22 protein-coding genes are annotated in these 23472 nt (G+C 42.2%); 8 read left to right on the forward strand and 14 right to left on the reverse strand.

The window, feature by feature from the left end:
• The 7 genes from AC37HE_RS11890 to mutY all read right to left on the reverse strand — a co-directional run.
• Positions 1-309 (reverse strand): 6-phosphogluconolactonase (locus tag AC37HE_RS11890; protein ID WP_500783067.1); only part of this gene is annotated, 309 nt, incomplete at its 3' end.
• A gap of 39 nt (positions 310-348) precedes the next feature.
• The gene (gene zwf, locus AC37HE_RS11895; protein ID WP_500783068.1) at positions 349-1860 is read right to left on the reverse strand and encodes a glucose-6-phosphate dehydrogenase; all 1512 of its coding nucleotides are present in this window, start codon (positions 1858-1860) and stop codon (positions 349-351) included.
• A 139-nt stretch (positions 1861-1999) separates the two neighbouring features.
• The gene (locus AC37HE_RS11900) at positions 2000-2629 is read right to left on the reverse strand and encodes a 4'-phosphopantetheinyl transferase family protein (RefSeq protein ID WP_500783069.1); all 630 of its coding nucleotides are present in this window, start codon (positions 2627-2629) and stop codon (positions 2000-2002) included.
• A 48-nt stretch (positions 2630-2677) separates the two neighbouring features.
• On the reverse strand, positions 2678-3244 hold the full coding sequence (gene gldD, locus AC37HE_RS11905; protein WP_500783070.1) for a gliding motility lipoprotein GldD: 567 nt from the start codon (positions 3242-3244) through the stop codon (positions 2678-2680).
• Between the two features lie 14 nt (positions 3245-3258).
• Entirely contained in the window at positions 3259-4578 is a 1320-nt protein-coding gene (gene gldE, locus AC37HE_RS11910) for a gliding motility-associated protein GldE (protein ID WP_500783071.1), read from the reverse strand.
• Positions 4579-4597: 19 nt separating this feature from the next.
• Positions 4598-5032 (reverse strand): single-stranded DNA-binding protein, encoded by a 435-nt coding sequence (locus AC37HE_RS11915; protein WP_500783072.1) that lies wholly within the window; start codon positions 5030-5032, stop codon positions 4598-4600.
• A gap of 127 nt (positions 5033-5159) precedes the next feature.
• Entirely contained in the window at positions 5160-6218 is a 1059-nt protein-coding gene (gene mutY / locus AC37HE_RS11920) for an A/G-specific adenine glycosylase (protein ID WP_500783073.1), read from the reverse strand.
• A gap of 129 nt (positions 6219-6347) precedes the next feature.
• Between mutY and AC37HE_RS11925 the strand changes: the two genes are divergently transcribed.
• The 5 genes from AC37HE_RS11925 to AC37HE_RS11945 all read left to right on the forward strand — a co-directional run bounded on the left by AC37HE_RS11925 (position 6348) and on the right by AC37HE_RS11945 (position 12519).
• Positions 6348-6632, forward strand: a complete 285-nt coding sequence (locus AC37HE_RS11925) for an HU family DNA-binding protein (protein WP_107821260.1) — start codon at positions 6348-6350, stop codon at positions 6630-6632.
• A gap of 220 nt (positions 6633-6852) precedes the next feature.
• On the forward strand, positions 6853-8403 hold the full coding sequence (locus AC37HE_RS11930) for an Rne/Rng family ribonuclease (RefSeq protein ID WP_500783074.1): 1551 nt from the start codon (positions 6853-6855) through the stop codon (positions 8401-8403).
• Positions 8404-8468: 65 nt separating this feature from the next.
• Complete coding sequence (locus tag AC37HE_RS11935) at positions 8469-9524, forward strand: response regulator transcription factor (protein ID WP_500783075.1); 1056 nt, start codon at positions 8469-8471, stop codon at positions 9522-9524.
• 144 nt (positions 9525-9668) lie between these two features.
• Positions 9669-11834, forward strand: coding sequence for a protein-disulfide reductase DsbD family protein (locus tag AC37HE_RS11940; protein WP_500783076.1), 2166 nt, complete (start codon positions 9669-9671; stop codon positions 11832-11834).
• A 226-nt stretch (positions 11835-12060) separates the two neighbouring features.
• Entirely contained in the window at positions 12061-12519 is a 459-nt protein-coding gene (locus tag AC37HE_RS11945) for a glycoside hydrolase family 97 C-terminal domain-containing protein (RefSeq protein WP_500783077.1), read from the forward strand.
• 87 nt (positions 12520-12606) lie between these two features.
• Here the strand turns inward: AC37HE_RS11945 and AC37HE_RS11950 are convergent, their stop codons facing one another.
• From AC37HE_RS11950 to AC37HE_RS11965, 4 genes are all read right to left on the reverse strand, one after another.
• On the reverse strand, positions 12607-13191 hold the full coding sequence (locus tag AC37HE_RS11950) for a methyltransferase family protein (protein ID WP_500783078.1): 585 nt from the start codon (positions 13189-13191) through the stop codon (positions 12607-12609).
• The gene (locus AC37HE_RS11955) at positions 13191-14600 is read right to left on the reverse strand and encodes an SO_0444 family Cu/Zn efflux transporter (protein ID WP_500783079.1); all 1410 of its coding nucleotides are present in this window, start codon (positions 14598-14600) and stop codon (positions 13191-13193) included. The genes AC37HE_RS11950 and AC37HE_RS11955 overlap by 1 nt, the downstream gene beginning before the upstream one ends.
• Positions 14601-14769: 169 nt before the next feature.
• Complete coding sequence (locus AC37HE_RS11960; RefSeq protein ID WP_500783080.1) at positions 14770-16176, reverse strand: NfeD family protein; 1407 nt, start codon at positions 16174-16176, stop codon at positions 14770-14772.
• Positions 16177-16250: 74 nt separating this feature from the next.
• Positions 16251-16784, reverse strand: a complete 534-nt coding sequence (locus tag AC37HE_RS11965) for a lipocalin family protein (RefSeq protein ID WP_500783081.1) — start codon at positions 16782-16784, stop codon at positions 16251-16253.
• 189 nt (positions 16785-16973) lie between these two features.
• Here AC37HE_RS11965 and purB point away from each other — a divergent pair, with 189 nt between their 5' ends.
• The 3 genes from purB (at position 16974) to AC37HE_RS11980 (ending at position 21086) form a co-directional block, all read left to right on the forward strand.
• Positions 16974-18320 (forward strand): adenylosuccinate lyase, encoded by a 1347-nt coding sequence (gene purB, locus AC37HE_RS11970; RefSeq protein WP_500783082.1) that lies wholly within the window; start codon positions 16974-16976, stop codon positions 18318-18320.
• A gap of 21 nt (positions 18321-18341) precedes the next feature.
• On the forward strand, positions 18342-20165 hold the full coding sequence (locus AC37HE_RS11975; protein ID WP_500783083.1) for an ABC transporter ATP-binding protein: 1824 nt from the start codon (positions 18342-18344) through the stop codon (positions 20163-20165).
• A 99-nt stretch (positions 20166-20264) separates the two neighbouring features.
• On the forward strand, positions 20265-21086 hold the full coding sequence (locus AC37HE_RS11980) for an alpha/beta hydrolase (RefSeq protein WP_500783084.1): 822 nt from the start codon (positions 20265-20267) through the stop codon (positions 21084-21086).
• Positions 21087-21167: 81 nt separating this feature from the next.
• On the opposite strand, the gene AC37HE_RS11985 is transcribed toward AC37HE_RS11980, so the two are convergent.
• The 3 genes from AC37HE_RS11985 to AC37HE_RS11995 form a co-directional block, all read right to left on the reverse strand.
• Entirely contained in the window at positions 21168-21356 is a 189-nt protein-coding gene (locus AC37HE_RS11985; protein WP_500783085.1) for a hypothetical protein, read from the reverse strand.
• A 223-nt stretch (positions 21357-21579) separates the two neighbouring features.
• Complete coding sequence (locus AC37HE_RS11990; protein ID WP_500783086.1) at positions 21580-22305, reverse strand: (Fe-S)-binding protein; 726 nt, start codon at positions 22303-22305, stop codon at positions 21580-21582.
• 91 nt (positions 22306-22396) lie between these two features.
• Complete coding sequence (locus AC37HE_RS11995; RefSeq protein WP_500783087.1) at positions 22397-23353, reverse strand: glycoside hydrolase family 43 protein; 957 nt, start codon at positions 23351-23353, stop codon at positions 22397-22399.
• Between the last annotated feature and the right edge of the window lie 119 nt (positions 23354-23472).

Raw genomic sequence — 23472 nt, forward strand, 5'->3', positions numbered from 1 at the left:
CCGGTGAATATTCTCTTCCGGCATATCAATTTTGCCCAATAAATGGTCAACAGTCATTTTGTAGTTGCTTTGCTCATCGGTTGGAGGTACGCAACGTTCGTCGCCCCACCAAAAATGAATCTTATTCCAGGGCATCTTTGTGGCATATTCCTGTGCCAATACATCAAACAGTAAAGCCGGTGTAGAACCTCCTGAAAGTGCAACGTGAACAACTTGGTTAGCTTGCTCTGCAAATTGGTAAAGATCGTTTGCAAATGCGTTGGCTACTGCTGTATTGTCCGGGTATATCTTAACTTTTCGTGCTTCCATTTTCAAGTAAAAATAAAGCCTGACGAATCAGGCTAATTGTTATAGTTCACAGTAATTTCCATCGTTTGACAGATTTTTGCAGGGATAGCGCCAAGTCGCACCTTCAATTAGTTCGTCGGCGACATCGGGGCCCCAGGTTCCTGCGGGATATCCGTAAACCGGAATTTCCGGGTTATTTTCCCAGGCGTTCAGGATTGGTTGGACAAACTCCCATGCTTTCACAACAGCATCGCCGCGGGAATAAAGCGTTGCATCGCCTTGCATACAATCCAGCAACAACCGTTCGTAAGCTGCTGGTAAGTGTACATCCCGTAACTCGTCGTAGTGGAAGTCCATATTAACCGTTTGCACATTGAACCCGGCTCCGGGAACTTTCATGCCAAATTTCAACAGGATCCCCTCGTCTGGCTGAATACGGATGATCAGTTGGTTGTTTGAGTGTTCGTAACCACCGTCCGATCCAAACAGATGGTGCGGAGTTTTTTTAAAGTGAATGACAACCTCCGTAACCCGGGTTGGTAATTTTTTGCCGGTCCGGACATAGAAAGGAACGCCACTCCATCTCCAGTTATCGATGAAGAATTTCATGGCAAAAAAGGTTTCCGTGCGGCTTTCCGGATTAACGCCCTTTTCCTGACGGTAACCTTTTACAGCTTCACCTTTAATTTTCGATTCGATATACTGACCACGAATAACATATTGAGGAACATCTTCCTCATTGATCGGTCGCAACGATTGAAATACCTTCAAAACCTCGTTCCGGATTGCATCGGCTTCAATAACCACAGGAGGTTCCATGGCCACCATTCCCACGACCTGCATCAGGTGGTTTTGAACCATATCGCGCATAGCACCGGAGTTATCGTAGTACCCGCCACGCTCTTCAACCCCTAAGGATTCGGCCGAAGTAATTTCAACATGCTGAATGAAATTCTGATTCCAAATTGGTTCAAAAATACCATTGGCAAAACGTGTTACCAACATATTCTGAACCGACTCTTTACCCAGGTAGTGGTCGATCCGGTAAATTTGCTCTTCTTCAAAATAGTTCAGCAAATTTTTATTCAGATGCTTGGCTGATTCCAAATCAGTTCCAAAGGGTTTTTCAACGATTAAACGACGGAAGCCATCTTCCGTTTTGTTTAAATCGACACTTGCCAGGTTGGCCGGAATAATTTCGTATAATTTAGGCGGAGTTGAAAGGTAGAAAATGAAGTTTTCTGCAATTTCATTTTGCTTGGCAATAGTCGCCAACCGATCTCGCAACACCGGATAGTCGTATGCATCCTCGGTTGCCAGTGGCTGGTAATAAAGTTTTTCGACGAAGCTTGAAACTTCGTCTTGTTTATCCTCCGTTTTCGGTAAGAATTCTTTCATCTTCTCACGGAATACCTCGTCGGATAAATCAGTCCGGCTAACTCCCAGAACTGCGAATTTTTCGGGTAGAAATTTACGTCGGTAAAGTTCGTATAACGCCGGAATCAGTTTTCTTTTTGTCAGGTCACCGGATGCACCAAAGATGACCAATATTTGAGATTTTGTTTGACTCATGATTTCCAGTTTGTCTGATTTTTTTTTCTGTCTTGTTATTTTATGGTCTGTGATGATAAACAAGCCATTGTCAAAAATAACAAATCAGTTCGTGTCATTAAACAGTTATCCCTATTCAATGTTTGGTATTTGTTGTTATTTATACCTGCAGAGTGGATTGAAGTGTTAGACAAACAATAAGTTGTCCGGAAAGTTTTTTTTGGTAAATGTTGAAGCAAAGGTGTGATTCCCCTTTTATTTTAACCTCCGGACTTCCATTTTTTTGCAGATCGATGTTGATTTGATCACGGAAAGCGAGGCCCGGAATTCCGGCAGCTTTATAGGCCGCCTCTTTAATACACCAAAACCAACCGTAACCGTTCTGTGTTTCTTTGGCCATTTGCGACTCCTCATCACTTAGGTACTTTTTTTCAACACGAACGAAGTTTCTGTCCTCCGATTCAATGTCGAGGCCGGTTGTCGGTTTGGTGTGCAGGTAGATCCCGACTAAGTTCGAGGAATGACTGATTGAAATTGATTTGTAGACAGGATGATCGATACAGGGTTGCCCTACGTCATTGTAATGAAACTGCTCTTTGTTGCACCCGGCTACTTTCTGTAGTAACCGAACTGCCAACCATTCTTTTTTTCGCTTGGGATGGGTAATCTTCAGATAAGTGGGATCATTGGTGAACTCCTCTGCCAGAACATTCATCAGCTCCAGGTCTTCAGTAATTTTCCAAAGTAACAGAAGCCCTCCCGCTATTTCTTCCTTTTTGATCAAAGGCATTAGTCAATAAATCTAAAAATTCGAATTCAGATAAAGATAAGGAAAGTATTATTTCCAGCGGAAGGTTTTAATCATTCGCATGATATCGGGTTCCAGAAAGTCGATAACCGGCTGAATGCTGTCGATATTGGGAATTTCGCGGATGTAAAATGCACCTCGTAAAAAGTGTTTGGTACTGTCGGTTAAATAAAACTGAAGCGGAGAAGCAGCATTGCCTTCTATATGGTAAATCGTTCCGTAGACCTTATTTTCAGGATCTATGTAGAGCTGCTCGTTAATTGCATCAGCTTTAATGGTATGGTCGTAAGCCAGCTTACGCGACTCCTCAATATGGTCGTTTAAATTGCCCGAAAGATCCACGTAGGTCAGGTGAACATCAGCTTTATTGGCCGGTGTAACGATATTAACCCATTCCGTGCCGGTTTTTGTGTCCTTGGTGTACTTAATTTCGGAATAATCCGCGATATCGAACGAATAGGGAAGTTGATCTTTTACCGGATGAAATGACTTTTTCGGAAAACTTATTCGAAAATAACCTCGCGGCTTTGGAATGTACGTATTGCCGCAAGCACCCAAAAGCAGGGATATTGTTAGAAAAAATAGCAGTCTCCTCATTGTCTTTCTGTGTTTCAACTTATTTCAACTTTAATTTGCTTTATTCGCCGGTTGTCAACGCTGTCGATCGAAAAGATAAAATTTTCACAAGTAATTTTTTCATTCAAGGTAGGAATCTCTCCTTCCAGTTCCAGTATTAAACCGGCTAAAGTATCCGCATCTCCCTTGTGAGCATCGAAAACATGTTCATTGGTCCCCGTTATTTTATAGAAGTCGTTGAGCAGGATCTTACCGTCGAACAGGTAAGTTGTATCGTTGATTTTTGTGAAGTAATTTTCGTCTTCATCAAACTCGTCAGCAATATCCCCTACAATCTCCTCCAAAATATCCTCGAGTGTTACAATCCCTGAACTACCACCATACTCGTCCACAACGATTGCCATGTGTACTTTATTCTTTTGAAAGTCTTCCAGCAGGTCGTCAATCTTTTTCGTCTCAGGCACATAAAATGGTGGCCGGATGATCGATTGCCATCTGAATTTTTCACCGTGATGAATATGAGGAAGCAAGTCTTTGATGTAAAGGATTCCCCGGATGTTGTCAAAAGTTTCATCAAAAACCGGAATTCGTGAGTAGCCCGACTCGTTAATCAGCTTAATCACTTCCGTAAAAGATTCTTTGATCTCAATGGCGTCTACATCAACCCTTGGTCGCATGACCTCGACAGCATTTTTATTCCCGAACTTTACAATTCCCTCCAAAATATCTTTGTCTTCGGATATTTCGTGATCGGCAGTTAATTCCAGTGCTTGAGATAACTCGTCAACAGAAATGTTTTGCGAATGTTTTTGCATGCGCTTGTTGACGAAGGATGTAGAGTAAATTAAAATTGAGTTGATGGGGCGGAAAATTCGTTCCAGTACATGGAGTGGAATCGCCATCAGGCGGGCAACACGCATGGAGTAACGAGTTGCATAAACTTTCGGTATGATTTCCCCGAATAGTAAAAGAAAGAATGTAATAATGATGATCTGGAATATAAACCCGATCGTTTGGGCTTGTGAAAAATCAACCAACGAGTCTGTTGTGTACGAGGAAAGGATTACAATGCCCACATTGATAAAATTGTTGGCAACGAGAATAGTCGCCAATAGCTTTTCCGGGTTTTCCAGGTTGTGTAAAATGTAATGATTCTTGCGTTCTTTTTGATTATTCAATTTTTGCCGGTCTTTGGGGCTTAACGAGAAATAAGCGACCTCAGAGCCGGAAATTAAAGCTGAAGAAATCAATAACAATATGATTAAAACAAGACTGATTACAACTGATCCTGTCAGGGGAAGAAAATGAACATCCCCTGACAGGTTCAAAAAATAGGGTAACGGATCAGTTTCCAATTAATTCTAATTTTGGTTACTAAAATGGCAGGTCATCTTCTTCTGATGAACTAAAATCAGGTTCATTAACTGATTCTGCCGCTTGATTACTTGGTGCTGAAACCTGCTGTCCACCAGTTGACTGTCCTCTTGGAGTCAACATCTCCAGGTTGTCAGCATAGATTTCAGTGGTATAGCGCTTATTGCCTTCCTTATCATCCCACGAACGAGTTCGGATTCGGCCTTCAATATACAATTTATCTCCTTTATGTACGTATTGTTCGACTACTTTTGCCAAGCCTCGCCAAACAACGATATTGTGCCACTCGGTTGTTGTGACTTTTTCTCCATTCTTAGCCGTATAGCTTTCCGATGTCGCCAACGAAAAATTTGCAACAGCGACATCTTTATCCAAATGTCTTACTTCAGGATCTTGTCCTACGTTTCCAATTAAAATAACTTTATTTACTGACATACTTCATAATTTAAGTTAATAAGACTCAATTTACGAAATTCGATGATAATCTGCGATATACAGATTCGGGAAATCTATGAACGGCACTTTTTGTGTGACGAAATGCAACTTCCGCTATACGAACGAACTAAGCCCAATCCAATTGAGCCAATTTTTGTTCAACCGGTTTCGGAACAGCAAATTTAAAAATATCTTTTTTATCTACTCGGATTAAATCCTTCCATCCGGGAATTTCTTTATTCCAATTAATTTGGATGAATCGGTAGTGAATGTGTTGGTGGCTGAGTACTTGCTTACTCCAATTGCTAACGTGGAGTCCCAGGGTGTTTGTTTCTTCCGGCAGTTGGTTGAATGTTCTTAAAACCTGATCAACTTCCGTTTTCTCATCTGTTTCAATAACAGGAAACTCAAACAGGTTTTTCCAGATGTCGTTGCCGGTTCTTTTTTGGAGGAAGGTATGATCCTCATTTTCAAAAATAATATAGTTGAAATAGCGGTGTTTTATTTTGATCTTTCCCTGTTTGACCGGGAGCTTTTCGATTTTACCCTCGTTCAAAGCCAGGCAGCAGTCGTTGAAAATACATTGCAGGCAATTAGGCTTTTTAGGTGTGCATTGCAGAGCGCCAAATTCCATCATTGCCTGGTTATGTAATCCCGGATCGTTGGTGTCCAGGATTTCATTGGCCAGTTCCCTGAACAGTTTTTTCCCTTTGGTACTGTCAATCGGGCTGTCAATTCCAAATAGCCGGGACAAAAAACGATAAACGTTTCCATCGACTACTGCATAGGGTAGATTGAATGAAATGGAAGCAATTGCAGCAGCTGTATATTCGCCCACTCCTTTCAAGCCTATTATATTATTGTATGTCGATGGAAAATCTCCGTTAAAATTGGTGGCTACCGTTTTGGCAGCCTGGTGAAGATTGCGGGCCCGGGAATAATAGCCAAGTCCCTGCCATAGTTTTAAAACCTCATCTTCGGGAGCATCTGCCAAAAGTTTGATGTTTGGATACTTTTCGGCAAATCGATTGAAGTAAGCTAGACCTTGATCAATTCGGGTTTGTTGCAATATTACTTCGGATAGCCAGATGAGATACGGATCAGTGGTTTCCCGCCAGGGAAGATGCCTTCTGTTTTGAATATACCAACTCCGTAATTGTCCTTTTATCCCCTCAAAATTCGCCATAACTATTTAGAATCTACGTGAATTGCAAAAATAATTCAATTCAGTTGTTTCTAGTTCTCAAATAATTTTTATTTTTGCACACCATTTGACCCGATTTTATAATTTATTGAAAACTAAATAATTTTAGAGATGACTAAAGCAGATATTGTTAACGAAATTAGCAAGAACACTGGCATTGAAAAAGTAACAGTGCAAAAGGCAGTGGAAGCTTTCATGGAAACTGTAAAGGATTCTTTGACGGAAGGAAGAAACGTTTACTTAAGAGGTTTCGGAAGTTTCATTGTGAAGAAAAGAGCAGAAAAAACTGCACGCAATATTTCTAAAAATACAACTATCATTATCCCGGAACATTTTATTCCAAGCTTCAAGCCTGCTAAAACGTTCGTATCTCAAGTTAAAGACCAAGTAAAATAGTAAAGTTATGCCAAGCGGAAAAAAAAGAAAAAGACACAAGATGGCTACGCACAAGCGTAAGAAAAGACTTCGTAAAAACAGACATAAGAAGAAGAAATAAGTTTTGCTTTAGGTAAAACTGTTACGCTGTTGGTTAAACCTAAAGTACTTAGTGCTTTAGGTTTAATCTGTTTTATGAGTCGCATTTTACGTGCGAGCTATCAAAAATTAAAAAAACGTTGTGAGTAGCGATCTAATTATTGATGTCACTCCCTCGGAAGTCGTTATTGCCTTATTAGAAAACAAACGCTTAGTTGAGCTAACAAGGGAAAAAAGCGGAGCAAAGTTTGCTGTTGGCGATATCCATTTGGGTAAAGTCAAGAAAATTATGCCGAGCCTGAACGCTGCTTTCATCGACGTTGGTTATGAAAAAGATGCATTTTTGCATTATCTCGACATGGGCCCGCAATTTTCAACTTTGAATAAGTTCCTGAAAATTGCCAGTTCTAAGAAAAACCGTATTTCTTCGGTATCAAAAATTCACTCCGAACCCGATATTAACAAAGAGGGTAAAATTACGGAGGTGTTAAAAGCAGGCCAGAATATCTTGGTTCAAATTGCCAAAGAACCAATTTCGACCAAAGGCCCCCGACTAACATCAGAACTTTCGATAGCGGGAAGAAATTTAGTGTTGATGCCTTTTAGCGAAAAAGTTAGTGTTTCGCAAAAGATTAGCTCAACCGAAGAAAAAAACAGGCTGAAAAAGCTGATTCAAAGCATTAAGCCGAAGAAATATGGTGTGATAGTCCGAACAGTTTCCGAAGGGAAACGCGTCGCAGAGCTAGACCAGGAGCTGAAGAAGCTGGTCGCCAAATTTGAAACCATGTTTCAAAAGCTGAAAAAAGCGACAGCCCCATCTCTGGTGGTTGGTGAAATGGATCGGACAACAGCCTTGTTGAGAGATATTTATAACCCGAACTTCAATAACATCATCATTAATGATGCTGAAGTAGCCGATGATATAGCAGAGTACCTTGGTACAATCGATCCGGAAAAGAAAAAAATTGTCAAGCATTACAAAGGCGGGCAACCAATCTTTGATCATTTCGGAGTCGAAAAGCAAATTAAGTCGTCTTTTGGCAAGACAGTTTCGTTTAAAAACGGCGCTTATCTGATTATTGAACACACGGAAGCTTTCCATGTCATTGATGTGAATAGTGGAAACCGCTCAAAGGCCGGTGTTGATCAGGAAACCAACGCGCTGGAAGTGAACTTAGCTGCTGCCGAAGAGATAGCACGACAAGTGAGGTTGAGAGACATGGGGGGAATTATCGTTATCGACTTTATCGATATGCATAGTTCCGAGAACCGACAAAAGGTTCATGAACGCATGAAAGAGGCGATGTCCGTTGATCGAACCAAACACAACATTTTGCCATTGAGCAAGTTTTGTTTGATGCAGATCACCCGCCAGCGGGTCCGTCCCGAAGAGCACGTAGAGACCGCAGAAGTTTGTCCTACATGTAAAGGTACTGGCAAGGTGACGCCGACGATTCTCTTTACTGATGAACTGGAAAACAAAGTTAATTACATCTTCAAAGATTTAAACAAGAAGAAATTAACGGTTAAGGTTCATCCTTATGTTGCAGCCTATCTGACCAAAGGCTTTATGTCGATGCGTCGGAAATGGTTTTTGAAATTCTTACGAAAAGTGACTGTCGAAGAAGTTAATTCTTTAACATTCCTCGATTATCAGTTTTTCGATGAGAACATGGAGGAAATTATACTCTAAATAAGTGTAAATCCCGGACGTATTTGTCCGGGATTTATTATTTTAGGGGTTCTAGAACTTGATATATGTTGTATAAAGCCCTGATCCCCTTTTTATTGTTGTTTCTTAGTTTGAATTCGTTTGCCTACAAGATTGAAGGCAAAATTGCGATATCTGACCAATGGCAACCTAAAGTTTATCTGGCTTCCATCCAATCTCCCGACAATTTGTTCGTTGCTTCTCCTGAATTCATGATTAATGAAGCCACGATCTTCCCTGATGGTAGTTTCTCGTTGTCCGGAAATGATCTTCCCGGCGATCCTCGCTTTTACCGGCTGTACCTGGTGAGAAATAATCTTTTTGCTCTGGAGTTCTCGACAGATTCCGTTCGTAATTTCATGCATGTTTTATTATCTAACTCCTCCGAACTTAAACTGCAGGCTGATCAGCCGAACCTCTTGTTTGATGACGTTCAAATTAGCGGATCAGAAGAAAACCAGACCTTGGTTGCATTCGAAAAAACTTACTTTCAAAAGCGTAACGCGCTGAACCGGATTAACACGGTAGCCAAACGTGATTTTCAGAGCCAGAGCATGAATCGAAGTATTCGTGAGTTTGTTAATAATACCGATAATGCCCTGGTCGGTTTGTTTGCCCTGTACCATATCGAAGACCGCGAAACCGACTTTTTACGAAATAGTAATTTTTACTTTGACTTTCAGGAGCGATTGAAAAAGCAATATCCGAAGGCTTTGTATACGAGTGTTTATGACGACATGCTGAATAACCTTGTCGGGTATCGCGATTTGGTTTGTGAGATTCCCAAAATTACAAAGCCCTGGCGTACCTGGATTATATGGGGTGAAGCACTCGTTATTCTGGCGCTGGGATTATGGATATTCAAGCTAAAAACACAAAACTCTTCGGAGGATAAAATTGATTATCACCACCTGCTTACCGATAAGGAGCGTACAATTTGGCAAGGCTTGGCTGCCGGAAAGACCAATAAAGAGATTGCGGCTGACCTTTTCATTGAATTAAGTACCGTGAAAACCCATATTAATAATTTGTATAAGCGTTTGGGTGTTACAAACCGGAAAGAGGCTATTGCGCTCTATAACAGGAATAAACAGAATTTATAGCTGGGGGTCTAGACCTCATTTCAACCTTTTTCTGCCTTTTTTACACCTCTTTATATAGTGCTTAACATCTGCTGGCCGCCTATTTTTGTTTTGTCCTTAAATGGGAAAAACGAATCAATGCTCAATAAAAAATTAACGCCAAGTATGAAGAGGTTTTTAGTTATTCTAGTCGCGCTTTTTTGCGGACTGAGCTCGATGGCTCAAATCATGGAACCTGTTAAATGGTCATTCTCATCAACGCAAGATGGCGATCAGGTTAAATTAATCTTCAAAGCAACAATCGACGAGGGCTGGCACTTGTATGATACCAACTTACCGGATGGCGGTCCTGTTCCAACATCGTTTCATTTTAACGATAATGCGAATATCGAATTCGTTGGTAAAATGACCACCAAGCCAGCGCCAATTGACAAGTTCGATGATACCTTCCAAATGGAGTTGCGGTATTTCGAGAAACAAGCCGAGTTCATACAGGTTGTTAAAGTTAAATCCAGCGATCCGGTGAAGATCGATGGTTACCTTGAGTTTATGTGTTGTAATGACGAAACTTGTTTGCCGCCTACTGAGGTTGACTTTAACTTTAAAGCCGACGGTGTTAAGGCTGCTGCTCCGGCAAAGAAAGCTGAAATTAAGCAAGAAGCTCCTAAAACAACTGCTGTAGCAAAGGAGGAAAGCAAGCCTGTTGCCCAAGCGCAAAAGGAAGAGCCGACCACTGCAGCAGCTGTTGTTGAAGTTGCCGAACCGAAAGCCGAAGTAACCGAAAAGGCTACTGAACCCACCCACGAAAATACAAACCTGGCCGAAGAAGGTAAGGTAATGACGGATAAAGGAAAAACGGCTTCACCCCAGAATTTGTGGATGTTCCTGTTTTTCTCCTTTTTGGCTGGCCTGGCGGCCATCCTAACGCCTTGTGTGTTCCCGATGATCCCGATGACGGTTTCATTCTTTATGAAGAGTGGCGACACCAAAGCGAAATCGCGGATGTACGCTGCTTTTTACGGAATTTCTATCATCGCAATTTATACGATTGTTGGTACCGTTGTCGCCCTGATATTTGGTCCCGACATTGCTAACTTCCTGAGTACACACTGGCTTCCTAATCTGATTTTCTTCCTGGTGTTCATGATTTTCGCGTTCTCATTCTTCGGAATGTTCGAGATTGTGTTGCCAAGTTGGTTGGTTAATAAATCGGATAGTCAGGTTGACAAAGGAGGCTTTATGGGGTCCTTCTTTATGGCCCTGACCCTGGTGCTGGTTTCATTTTCGTGTACCGGACCTATCGTGGGAGCAATTCTGGTAGAGTCGGCCGGTGGTGCTGTGTTAAAACCAATTGTTGGTATGTTTGGCTTCTCGATGGCATTTGCCTTACCGTTTACACTGTTTGCCCTGTTTCCGGGCTGGTTGAGCAACCTGCCTAAGTCGGGCGGTTGGTTAAACTCGGTGAAAGTCGTGTTGGGCTTCCTCGAACTGGCACTTGGATTGAAATTCCTGAGTGTGGCCGATCAAACTTACCACTGGGGAATCCTCGACCGCGAGGTGTACCTGGCTTTTTGGATCGTTATCTTCACCCTGTTAGGTTTCTACCTGTTAGGTAAATTAACCTTCTCGCACGATAGCGAGGTGAAGCATGTAACGGTTCCCCGATTGATGTTGTCAATCATTACCTTCGCCTTTGTGGTGTACCTGATTCCGGGGATGTTTGGTGCTCCTCTGAAAGCTATTTCAGGTTACCTTCCTCCGATGGAAACGCACGATTTCAATTTACGCGGAGTCGTTCGCGAGGAACTTAGGTTGCATGGTGGTGTTGGCTCTGGTACTCAGTCAGACGGATTGGATGTAAAACCAAAATACAGCGATTTCCTTCACTTGCCACATGGCTTGCAGGGATTCTTCGACTATGAGCAGGGAATGGCTTATGCCAAACGGGTGAATAAACCGGTGTTTATCGATTTTACCGGCCACGGATGTGTGAATTGCCGGGAAATGGAAGCCAATGTATGGTCGGATTCACGGGTGCTGCAACGCCTGATGAACGACTATGTAATTATTGCCCTGTATGTGGATGATAAGAAGGAGCTTCCGGAAGACGAATGGGTAACTTCGAGCTACGATGGCCGGGTGAAAAAGACGATTGGTAAGAAATATGCCGATTTTCAGATTACTCGTTTTGGCGTGAATGCACAACCTTATTATGTGCTGCTCGACCATCAGGGTGAAGAGTTAACACAGCCGAAAGCATACGATTTGAATGCTGACAACTTTGTGAAGTTCCTCGACGAAGGATTGGCAAACTTCAAAAAACAGCAATAAATACGAGACATTTTTTCTCATCATAGATTCAGTTTTAGAATTATAAGGTAATCTCGAAAGTCCCGGCCTGGTGTCGGGACTTTCTTTTTTACATCGCCCGACAGAACGTTTACATCGTTCGAAACCATGTTTCACTCGCCAGATGGAACGTTTGCATGGTTCGACAGAATCCTGGAATCATCCGACGTAATTCCGGAATTGGTTGAAAGAATCCCGGAATCGCCCGATGGAACCATGGAATCGTTCGATTGAATTCCTGAATTGCCCGATAGAACCATGGAAGCGTTTGGTGGAGTTCCGGAATTTCCCGATAGAACTAGGGAATTGTTTGACGGAGTTCCGGAACCGTTTGACAGGGGCCGACTTCCTGAAATTAGTTCCAACAGTTTGGGATGATATTCATTTTCTTGGAGGATACCCGGGTGACTATGTGGCGCTGGCGAAGAAAAGTGCTGATGATTGGTATATTGGCGTGCTCAATAATCAAATTGCCAAAGAGGTTGAATTGAAGCTGGATTTCCTACACCAGGGAGAATATGAATTGGAGATGTGGGCAGATACGAAGAAGTCGGATCAGCAGCCAACTGATCTTCAGCAGAAAACTCAAAAGGTAAAGGCCGGCGATACCATCAAGGTCAAGATGGCGAAGGATGGTGGCTATGTGGCTATTATTCGGGTACTGTAAGTTGGTTGTATGAGATCAGATCGGAGGCTTCCCCCCGCTGGCGCGCTGTGTAAAGCGTGCCAACTACTGGCTCAATAAAGGAATAAGCTAAAGGTACCGGGCTACCGATTTTTTATACAATAGGTACTCTTCCCCAAAAGCGGATTCCAAATAAGCTTCTTCTTTTTTTATGATGCGGTGATGCAGTGCAAGTGATGCCAGCATGAGTACGCCTAACAGCAGGGATGGCAGTAACAGGAAACAAGCGCCAAAGAAAAAGAAAAAACTGGTATACATCGGGTTGCGGCTGATGCGGTAAACCCCTTCGGTTTGCAGCACATGCTCGTCGGTTGGTAGCCCGACCCGGGTGAATATACTCATGGTGTAATAAGCGGGTAGGAGCAACAGGTTGCCAGCCAGCAGGAAGATCAGGCTCATCAGTTTTTGAACATCAGCAATATCGTCCTGAATGATGAAGGGCAGCTTCAAAAAGAATTGTTGAGAGAATGAAGCTATGATGAGCAGGGCAAAAACCAAGCTGACGATTCCTTTGGAAAAATAAAAGAGAATGCGGTTGATTGTTGGTTTGCCCTTAGCGTTGAATCCGGCTCGCATAATCTGGTAAGCAAGCAATAGGGTTGTAATAGTCGGAACCAGGCTTAGCAGGATCAAGCCAAACTGTAATAGCTGCATTAAATTTCTCCTTTGTAATGGTAGCCTATTTCATCGATCACTACTTCAACCTTTTTCAGGTCAATGTTTTTGCCCGATACTTTGACTTCCGAGGTGTTTTTGTCGGCAACAACTTCATCAATACCCTCCAGTTTCATGAGGTTACGGGTAACACTGGCCTCGCAATGTGAGCAGGTCATGCCTTCAATTTTCAGTGTTTTTTGTGCCAAGGTCTTCGTTTTTTGTTTGTTTTTCTCAATGCGTTGGTAAAAATAGCCAAAAATAAGTGAGCCGATTAATACCACTGACGAAGTAATTTGCAGCCACATCGGGACCATTTCGTGTTCGCCGCTGTGAATATGCATCACCTTTGTTAGAATAAAATCGGCAGGTATTAACCAGTTGATGAGCGAACCAAAAATAAGGGCACCGCCAATGATGGAGCCCAGGTAAACAAACAGCGATTTGCGGCCCATGGTGCTGCCAATAACTGAAATGGTGGCTACGTTAGTTGCTGGTCCTGCCATTAGGAAAACCAGTGCAGCACCAGGTGATACGCCTTTTAGCAGCAATACTGCAGCGATGGGTATGGAGCCCGTTGCACAAATATAAATTGGTACGGACGCGGCCAGGATGACTAAAATTTCGAGGAAGCCCAATCCTTTAAACAAACTGAAAAAGTCGTCCGGTAGGATTACCGATATTAAGGCTGCAATCACAAAACCGATAATTAGCCATTTGGCAATATCCTGCAGTAGCTCAATGAAGGCATAGTGTGTTGCCTGAACAAATGCATTACCCTTTGGTTTTTCGCTGTGGCAACCACAGGAATCATCGGTGCAAGTTGCTCCGTTTGTTGGTTTGTTTTGAGGCTGAGGTGTAACAGTCAGTAGACTAGCTTTTGCTGGTTGCGCTGTTGGCGAGGCCATCGCAAAACCGGTTGCCGGTTGTGAAGCCATGGCAAAACCTGCAAATGCCGGTTTGGGGGCTTCTTTAACCTTGGGTGCGGTTTTTTCTTTTACAAAGATGTTGGTTAGTATTCCACCTACGATTCCTGTTACGAAAGCAACAATGGGGCGGAGTACTGCAAAAGGCCATCCTAGCATGGAGTAGGTGGCAAATATGGAATCGACCCCGGTTTGAGGGGTTGAGATCAGGAAGGAATTGGTGGCTCCTTTGGAAGCTCCGTTTCGGAAAAAGGAAATGCCTGTAGGAATGACACCACAACTACAAAGCGGCATTGGAATACCAAGCAGGGACGCATTCACTGCTGACTTGGTGGTCGGTTTGCCCATGTATTTTTGAACTTTGTCCTGGGGAAAGAAAACTTTTAGCAGCCCTGCAAAAATAAGTCCTAATAACAACCAGGGGGCCATTTCATTCATCAGGTAAATCAACTCGTTGATGTAATTCAATAGAAAATCTTTCATCACTCTTTCTCTTTTGTTCCTATAAAAGCAAAATTACCTCGAAATTGTTCTGTGGAAGTCAAAGATATTCACTTTATAGAAGTATATAGAGCTTTGCATGTATTGAGCAGCCTGATATTACTTTAAATTTAATATCAGGTTCTTGGATGATACGGGATGATGATGGCTTTTAATCCTGATTTTTTTCAACATACAACTGTGCGGCTTCATCTTTCACAACAACGATGCTCTCGCCTTTGTCGATCATGCCCAGGTTGGCTACGGCATCGTAAATTTTGCCTTCAATTTGTACCTTGCCTGAAGGACGCAAAACGGTATGGGCTATTCCGGTCATTCCTTTCATGGTTTTAATCCTGGTATCAACACCAACAAAACCGCGTTCTTTTTCCTGTACTTCGTGCAGCGACAAATTTTTGAGTATTCCGCTTTCTGCGGTAAATAGTTTCTTGCTCAAGAATAAGCTACCCAAAAATCCGGCAAATAAGGCGACTATAACGGTCGTTAATGCGGTTATGATCCTGTCGGGATGGACATTCTCGAAATTGAAAACGACATTTTCAATCAAACTTAAAACCAAACCGGTAAAGGTGAACAGAATGCCCAGAATACCGGCAATGCCAAAGCCGGGCAGGACAAAAATCTCTACTGCTATCAAAATGAGCCCGACGATGAACAACATGATCTCCCAGTTGGCAGCCAAGCCTTCGAGGTAGAGCGGAGCAAAATAAGCGACAGCAGCAAGAATGGCTACACCAAGCGGAAATCCAATTCCTGGTGTTTGTAATTCGAAATAAATTCCCCCAATAATTGCCATAATTAACAGGCCGGATACTATCGGATTTACCAGGAATCCAATAATTTTTTCAATAAAAGAAGGTTTGTATTCTACGATCTTGTAATTGTCGACTCCGATTTGTTTCAGCACTTCCGGTATGTTTTCGGCAATGCCTTCGCAATAGCCGTTTTTCATGGCTTCACTAGGCGTGAAGGTCAGTACTTTACCTGTATCGATAACACCGGGGATATAAACCCGTTCGTCAACCATGGCTTCGGCGATCTTTGGATCGCGGAACCAGTGAAAAGTGGTGTCCTGATTCGTTATAATGGTGTCGCCGCCGTGTGACTCCGCTGTTGCCCGCATAATCGACCGCATGTACGACTGATACTTATCGGGCATCTTTTGGCCGGTTTGGTTGACGACTGTAGCAGCTCCAATGCTGCCGCCTTTACGCATATAGATACTGTCGCAGGCAATCGAAATTAAAGCTCCGGCACTGGCAGCATTGTTGTCAATAAATACATAAACGGGAATTGAGCTGTTTATAATTTTTGTCCGAATGGAGTCGGCATCGAGTACTGTTCCTCCATAGGTGTTCATATGAATCAGGATCATGTCGGCATGCAAGCTATCAGCTTCGGCAAATGCATGCTTGGTATCGCGCCATGTTTTGGGCATGATATTGTCTTTGATGTTCAGCTGGTAAACTAATTTTGTACTGTCCGAATTCGGTTGAGCCCCGGCTGGTTTGATCAAAACAAAAGCACAAAGAATAAGCAGAATAAATGCCCGTTTCATAGATTGTCGGATTATTGAGTATTATCCAAAGTTAATTTTTTTTGGTGTTCAGCATTTATATTAGTCAACCTAAATTAGTATTCCGGTTGCGGAACTTTATAGAGTTTACTGATATCATAACCCCGTTTTTGTGCCTTGTCAATCAGCATCTGGTAGGTGCTGGAATCCATTTGTGGTTTACGCCCCAAAATCCATAAATAATCCGGACTTGAGCTCCCGATTAGTGCATAATTGTAGTTTATGGTGTCCAGTTCGAGGATGTAATAGTCCGCGTAGAAGATCCAGAAAAATGAAACTTTTAGTTTACCTGGTTCCTGGAGGTTCGGAATTTTAGCCAGTCCGATTGCGGCATCATATTCTCCTTTTAAACTATCTCTTTTTCCCGTGTTGATTACTCTTATTTTGCCATCGTCGCGTAAACGATAGCTCGCGGTAACACCGACCAGATCTTTTTCAAAAGAGTGCTGGTAGCGGGCAATTTCGTACCAATTACCCATATAACGATGGATGTCAGCTTTTTCAACAGTTCTTGTGTCGATATTGCTTGGGGAGGAGCACGCATATAACAGAATGCCGGTCAGCGTGGTGAGGATTAATTTTCGAATCATGTTTGTTTGTCAGGGTTGTATGATGTGTAACTAATATACTGAATTTTTATCAGGACTTTTATATTGTTCCAAAGAAATTTTGCCGGATGTTCTCAATTTTATCTTATCGTCGTATGTTGATCCCGCTTGCCGAAGGATGAGGTTAAACGCAAATATTTACTAACTTTAGCGCCTCGAAAATTTTAAATCATGGAATTGAATTTATTAACTGCAATTACCCCTATAGATGGCCGTTACCGGTCGAAAGTAAGCAAGCTCGAAAACTATTTCTCGGAGTATGCTTTAATCCGATATCGTGTTTTTGTTGAAGTGGAATACTTCATCGCCCTTTGCGAATTGCCTTTACCGCAATTGGCTGATTTCGATAAAAATTTGTTTCCGAAATTACGTCAGGTTGTTGCTGACTTTTCAGTTGCAAATGCTCAGCGTATCAAGGATATTGAAAAGGTGACTAACCACGATGTAAAAGCAGTTGAATATTTCCTGAAGGAAGAGTTCGATAAATTGGACATCAAACAATATAAGGAGTTTATTCACTTCGGATTAACATCACAGGATATTAATAATACGGCCGTTCCAAAGTCGATCCACGATGCGTTGGATTTTGAATATTTCCCGGCAATTAATGACTTGGTTGACAAGCTGGATGAACTGGCTGACGAGTGGAAGGAAATTCCAATGTTGGCAAAAACGCATGGTCAGCCTGCCTCTCCAACGAACCTTGGAAAAGAAATTCGCGTTTTTTCAGAACGTCTGAAAAGACAACTGGAGCAACTTCGTGGTATTAATTGCGATGCCAAGTTTGGTGGTGCAACAGGTAATTTCAATGCGCACCATATTGCCTATCCCGAAATTAGCTGGAAAGCTTTTGGAAATCACTTCCTGAAAAACTACCTGGGACTGGAACGTGCCCAGTATACCACGCAAATTGCCAACTACGATAACCATTCGGCAATTTTCGATGCTTTGAAGCGAATCAATACTATCATTCTGGATTTGGACCGCGATATGTGGACCTACATTTCAATGGAATATTTCAAACAGAAGATTAAGGCCGGAGAAGTTGGTTCGTCAGCTATGCCTCACAAAGTTAACCCGATCGATTTTGAAAACTCGGAAGGTAACCTGGGGATGGCCAATGCAATTTTTGAACACCTTTCTGCAAAATTGCCGGTATCTCGTTTGCAGCGTGATTTGACTGACTCAACAGTGCTGCGTACAATAGGTATGCCATTGGCGCACACCTTGATCGCCCTTAGTTCAACCATGAAGGGCTTGGATAAATTATTACTGAATAAGGGAGCGATTGAGGCTGATCTGGAAAATAACTGGCCGGTTGTTGCCGAAGCCATTCAGACGATCTTGCGTCGCGAAGGTTACCCAAATCCTTATGAGGCTTTGCGCGATTTGACTCGTGTTAATAAAAAGATTGACCAGCAAGTGGTTCATGAATTCATTGACACCCTGAATGTAAGTGATGCCTTAAAAGCTGAATTAAAAACGATTACGCCTCAGAATTATACCGGTATTTTTTAATGCGGTTCTGAAATAATATAAATGAAGGACTTATTTCGATTATTTAGACGCTTTTTGCCTCCATACAAAGGCCGGGTTATTTTAAACTTTGTTTTCAACCTGTTGTCGGCAATTTTTACAGCGTTCTCGTTTGGTCTTTTGTCTCCAATTCTCGGTATTTTGTTTGGTACTGATCAGCCTGTTCGGCAATTGGTCCCTTGGGAAATGACAATTGACAGTCTGAAAAACAATGCATCTTATTTCCTGACATGGGTAATTGATACTTATGGACAGTCCACGGCGCTAATTTACATTGGTCTGTTTGTTATTATCATGGTGATATTCAAGGTACTGTTTATGTATCTGGCCAGTTTGATGATGATGGACATTCGTAACAGCGTTGTTCGCGATATTCGGGCATTGATTTATAATAAGCTTATCGCTTTGCCTTTGGGCTTTTTTAGCGACGAACGCAAGGGCGATATTATGGCCCGCATGACTAGCGACGTTCAGGAGATTGAGAACTCGGTCATGAACTCGTTGGATATGTTGTTCAAAAACCCGATTCTGATCCTGACTTCCTTGATTTATATGATTTATACCAGTTGGTCATTGACCATTTTCGTATTTATCATGCTGCCTTTTGCAGGTTTCCTGATTGGTCGCGTTGGAAAGAGCCTGAAGCGTCAATCCAGGAAAGGAACAAACAAGCAGGGCGAGATTCTTTCAATTATCGAAGAAGACATGTCGGGGCTGCGGGTGATCAAAGCATTTACCGCTGAAAAGCAGGCTCGCGAACGGTTCAACAAAGAGAACGAAAACTACCGGTTAATCATGAATAAGCTCATGAGCCGCTATTTTTTGGCCCATCCAATGAGTGAGTTTCTGGGAACAGCTGTAATTGTGATTGTACTGTGGTACGGCGGGAACCTGATTATTTCGAATGGAACCAACGCACTTTCGCCTCAGCAGTTCATTGTATACCTGGTTTTCTTTTATAATATCATTAACCCCGCAAAAGCTTTCTCTACGGCACTCTATAGTGTTGAAAAGGGCTTGGCCTCAATGGAACGGATCGACCGGATCCTGAATACGGAAAATAATATTGTCGACAAGCCTTCGGCTCAGACAAAAACTTCCTTTGACGGTAGCATTGAGTATCGGGATGTTAGTTTTCGCTATGTGAAAGATAAAGTTTTGGATCAGGTGAATCTGACCATAAAAAAAGGGCAGACCGTTGCTTTTGTCGGGAAGTCGGGGAGTGGTAAAACAACTTTAGTTGATTTATTGCCTCGTTTCTGGGATGTTACCGATGGTGAAATTCTGATTGACGGGGTCGATATTCGGGACATGAAACTGCACGAATTGAGGTGTTTGATGGGGAATGTGAACCAGGAACCAATTCTTTTCAACGAGACTTTCTTCAATAACATTGCTTTTGGGGTTGAAGGAGCCACTGAAGAAGATGTGATTAATGCGGCTAAGATTGCCAATGCTCACGAGTTTATCGTAACGACGGAGAATGGTTATCATACCAATATTGGAGATCGGGGAGACAAGCTTTCAGGTGGACAGAAGCAGCGTATTTCAATTGCTCGCGCCATTCTGAAGAATCCGCCAATTTTGATTCTGGATGAAGCTACTTCAGCTTTGGATACGGAATCCGAAAAATTGGTGCAGCAAGCATTAGATAATTTAATGAAGAACCGTACCTCAATGGTTATTGCTCACCGGCTGTCAACAATTAAAAATGCAGATGTTATTTGCGTGATGGACCAAGGTCGGATTGTTGAGGTTGGAACGCATGACCAGCTGCTTGAAAAGGAAGGGCTGTACTTTAAGCTGCATCGAATGCAGAACTTTTAAAACGGAAGTAGATCTATTATATAAGGTGTCCATGCGGGCACCTTTTTTTTGTTTTTCGAGATTTGCTAACTTCAGCGTTCTAACCAATCAACTAAAATTATGAATAAACTTCGTATCGTATTTGTTTCCGTTTTCCTGTTTGTCGTTTTGGGCTTAAGTGCCCAGGATTCCCTAATTTATAAAACCGAAAAAGATATTCTTTATCGTGAAGGAGACTCGTTGACTGATTATATGAAAGAGCGGTGCCATTTAGATATTTATTATCCCGCCAATAAAGACAGTTTCGCAACGATCATCTGGTTTCATGGCGGTGGAATTACCGGTGGCTCAAAGTTTATTCCGGAAGAATGGACCAGAAAAGGGATTGCTGTTGTAGCTGCCAATTATCGATTAAGTCCCAAAGTGAAATGCCCCGAATATATCGAGGATGCAGCTGCTGCCGTTGCCTGGGTTTTTCATCATATTGGCAAGTATGGAGGTTCAGCTGCTAAGATTGTCGTTTCCGGTCATTCGGCCGGTGGCTATTTGGCGAGTATGGTCGGTTTGGATAAGCATTATTTGAAGGCTTTTGATGTCGATGCTGATAAGATCGCCGCCCTTATTCCTTTTAGCGGACATACCATTACCCATTTTACGGTGAGGGCTGAGCGTGGAATTCCCGGCACACAGCCGATTATTGATGAATATGCACCGCTTTATTATGTCAGGGCTGATGCTCCCCCCTTATACCTGATTACAGGTGACAGAGAACTGGAGATGTTGGGACGGTACGAGGAAAACGCTTATATGTACCGCATGATGAAAGTTGCCGGTCATCCGCAAACTAAATTGTTTGAAATGGACGGATTTGATCATGGCAGTATGCCGTTGCCTGCGTATCCGTTGACATTGCGGATTATGAGAGAACTAAAGCTATTATAAAGAGTAGAAATGACAAAGACCAGCATTTTGTGCTGGTCTTTGTCGTTTTGTTATGTTGTAACTAATTTAACTGTGTTATGCCTATGCAGGGGCTTGTGGCTTTTCGTTAACCTGCCAATCGACAATATAATTGAATTTCTCCCCGGCGCAATGAATACCGTTTTTTTCGTGTAACGGATGATGTGGTTCACTTCCTTTAGAGGTAAAATATCTAACGTGATCTAACTGGTCAAGCCAGCTCCTTTTTTTTGAATACAATTGTGTTTTCATGTTTCTTACCGTTTAGCTATGTGACATTGAATTGAGATGTCGAATTAAGACTTCAAAATAACAAGGGGAAATGAGTGCATTTTACGCAAGCTGAGAGCTTGATAAAATAGGGGTCGATACCTTTCAACTCGAAGAAGAAAGTACCAGCAAGTTACGAAATTCTATTTTGAATGTTCGTTAATTTATCTTAATGACTGCAAACGGTAGTCAATGTTATGGAACATCATTCCCAGCCACTTGCGAGAATGTCGGCGATGTGAATAGGCTTTATAGGGAGCTTGTTCTTAATAATGTAGGCTTCTATGTTCATTAGACACGAAGACTCGGTGGAAATGATATATTCGGCTCCGGTAGCTAAGGCTTTCTCCACTTTTTGTTCGGTCATCGCAGTGGATATTGAATGAAATTTGGCCGAAAACGTGCCGCCGAAACCACAACAGGTTTCTGTATCTTCCATTTCAACCAATTCCAATCCTTTCACTTTCGATAAAAGTAACCGGGGTTCTTTTTTAATGCCATATTCGCGTAAAGCAGTACAAGCATCGTGATAGCAAACCTTGTGCGGGAAGCTTGCTCCAAAGTCGGTGAAGTTTAGCTGATTTACCAGGAAATCGGTCAATTCGAAGAGACGAGCTTTAAGTTGATTCTGAGCATCGAATTCCTGATCGCCTGCTTTAAACAGATGGCCGTAGTAATTTTTGATAAATCCGGTGCAGGAAGCAGAGGGGCTTACAATTGTTCGCTCTCCTTTAAAATCACCAATAAATTTTAGGGCCAGAGTTTTTGTTTCATCCCAATAGCCACTATTGTATGACGGTTGTCCGCAGCAAGTTTGTTCCGGATTGTAAATTGCTTTTACACCGGCTTTTTCTAAAATTTTAATCACATTAAATGCAGTTTGCGGATAAAACTGATCAATAAAACAGGGGATGAATAAGTCAACTGTCATGATTGGCAAAAAATTTTTGCAAAGATGGTTCAATTAGAGGCAAAAAAAAAGTGATCAGATGATCACTTTTCAATATTTGATATCTTTTTTGTTATTGTGCCGGTTGAACGCCTTCACTGGTCATTATAATTCGCTTAATTGTACCATCCGGGTTATAGTGAAGTTCATCGACACATACCGAGCGACGGAAACTTTGTCCGTGTGGCTGAACTCCTCCATTGTGATATATGAAGTAGGTTTTTCCCTTGTAATCAATTATTGCCTGGTGATTGGTATTGCAATTGCCTGCAAGTTCATTAAGGATTCCTTTAAACTCCCAGGGGCCTTCAATGCTTTTACTCATTGCATAAGCTGTTTTTTCGGGGAATTGGTAGGCATAGGACAAATAAAAATTATCGCCATGTTTGTGAATCCAGGGGGCTTCCGTATAATTGGGTAAGTCAACCGTATGAATCGGGCCATCAAGCTCAATCATATTATCCTTCAATTTGGCCCAGTAGCACTTCGTATTTCCCCAGTAAAGATAGGCTTGACCGTTGTCGTCAATCCAAACGGTTGGATCGATATCGTCCCAGCTGATAGGAGTGGCAGTGGTCATGTCGTTTGTTATCAGTGCTTTTCCAAGCGCATCTTTAAATGGACCTGTAGGGCTGTCGGAAACAGCTACCCCAATTGCTTTACCGGGTATTGTCGCATGAGATGTTGTAATATACCAATAGAATTTTCCATTTCTTTCGATAACCTGTGCTGCCCATGCGTCATCTTTGGCCCATTTAAAATCTGATACTTTTAACGGGACAGGGTACTCCTTCCAATGTACCATATCGGTTGATGAGTAAACAAGCCATTCGTGCATTTCGTAAAAGTTGTGGTCGAGTGGACATTCATCGTGACCGGCATACAGATATACCGTGTCCTTGTATACCATAGCTGCAGGATCGGCCGTGTATTTGTCTGTGATTACCGGATTTTGAGCATTGGCAGTCTGGCTGAAAGCTATTGCAGTTAAAAAAACCGTAAGGATGCTGAAGAATTGATTTCGTTTCATTGTTTTGGGTATTGAATTGTATTAAAAGTAGAAAATACTTTTATGCAATGATAGAAAATTTTATCGATATCCGGTGTGGAAGAAAGGTAGAAATGTTGCGAAACAAGTATGGGGTGGTG

Source organism: Mangrovibacterium sp. (assembly GCF_059905295.1).